This is a genomic window from Microbacterium sp. CCH5-D1, assembly GCF_001557335.1.
Lineage (GTDB): Bacteria > Actinomycetota > Actinomycetes > Actinomycetales > Microbacteriaceae > Microbacterium > Microbacterium oxydans.
The window spans coordinates 1-1,238 of the sequence record NZ_LSJW01000245.1; the positions used below are offsets into that span (position 1 = coordinate 1).

The window sequence follows — 1,238 nt, forward strand, 5'->3', positions numbered from 1 at the left end:
TTCGCTGGCGGCGACCATCGGCGGCAGGTTGAGGTGGTCGGCGAGGTCGGCGGGCATCGGGGCGCAGATGAAACCGGACGACCAGCGCACGGTCCACGCCACCCACTCCGGCGTCGCGAGCTCTGCCGAGAGGATGACATCGCCCTCGTTCTCGCGGTTCTCATCGTCGGCGACGAGGACGGGTCGCCCGGCGCGCAGGGCTTCCAGGGCTTCGTCGATCGTGGAAAGGCTCATCGCGAGCCTCCTTCCGGTGCAGCCCGGAACGCGAGGAGGCGTTCCACGTGGCGGGCGAGGATATCGGTCTCCAGGTTCACGCGGTCCCCCACGGCGCGGACGCCGAGGGTCGTCGCTGCGAGGGTCTCGGGGATCAGCGAGACCTCGAACCACGGAGAGGGGTCTGCAGGGGCGCTGACGGCGCTCACCGTCAGCGAGGTGCCGTCGACCGAGATGGAGCCCTTGTCGACGACGAGTGGGGCGAGATCGGCGGGCAGACTGATCCGGAGCACGCTCCACTGCGCGCCGGGCCGCACCTCGAGCACCTCGCCGACCCCGTCGACGTGGCCCTGCACGATGTGTCCGCCGAGTCGGGCGCCCACCGGCATGGCCTTCTCGATGTTCACGCGGGTGCCGATGGTCGCCGACCCGATCGCGGCCACATCGAGCGTCTGCTTCATCACGTCGGTGTCGAAGGTGTCCGCGGTCGAGCCGACCACGGTCAGGCACACGCCGGAGACGGCGATCGACTCGCCGTGCACGGCATCCGCAGCGGCGCGGGGCGCGCGCACGGTGAGTCGCCAGCCGTCGCCCGCGGGGGTGATCGCGGTGATCTCGCCCATCTCCTCGATGATTCCGGTGAACATCAGGCGGCTCCTTCGCTCTGGGGGTTCGTGGTTTGCGCAGGGTCCGCCGCGTCCGCGGGGTGTGCGACGGCGAGCAGGTCCTCGCCGAGAGGTACCCATTCGTCGACGACGAGGCGGCGCGCCTCGCCGATGGATCCGACGCCGATCTCCGTCAGGGCGAGCCGGCGTCCGCCCAGCAGCACGGGCGCGATGTAGGCGAGCACCCGGTCGGCCAGCCCCGCCGCGATGAAGGCGCTGGCGAGCGTCGGGCCGCCCTCCACGAACACGCTCTGCACGCCGCGGGCATGGAGGTCGGCCGCGACGGCATGCAGGTCGCGGGTGTCGAAGAACAGGGGCGTCTGCGGGTGGCGATGCACCGCTGCCGCGGCGGGTGTGGGC

At 71.6% G+C, this 1,238-nt stretch carries 3 protein-coding genes; all 3 read right to left on the reverse strand.

Going from position 1 to position 1,238, the window contains the following annotated elements; translation table 11 throughout:
* Nucleotides 1-234 (reverse strand): 3,4-dihydroxy-2-butanone-4-phosphate synthase (locus AX744_RS14850; RefSeq protein WP_197429245.1); only part of this gene is annotated, 234 nt, incomplete at its 3' end.
* Nucleotides 231-860, reverse strand: a complete 630-nt coding sequence (locus AX744_RS14855; protein ID WP_046749659.1) for a riboflavin synthase — start codon at nucleotides 858-860, stop codon at nucleotides 231-233. The genes AX744_RS14855 and AX744_RS14850, both read right to left, overlap by 4 nt.
* The coding region (locus tag AX744_RS14860; protein WP_197429246.1) for a RibD family protein at nucleotides 860-1,238 on the reverse strand (379 nt) is incomplete at its 5' end. The genes AX744_RS14855 and AX744_RS14860, both read right to left, overlap by 1 nt.

Coding starts and splice junctions, on each gene's coding strand:
- AX744_RS14855 (WP_046749659.1), bottom strand. CDS start 860: ATGTTCACCGGAATCATCGAGGAGATGGGCGAGATCACCGCGATCACC.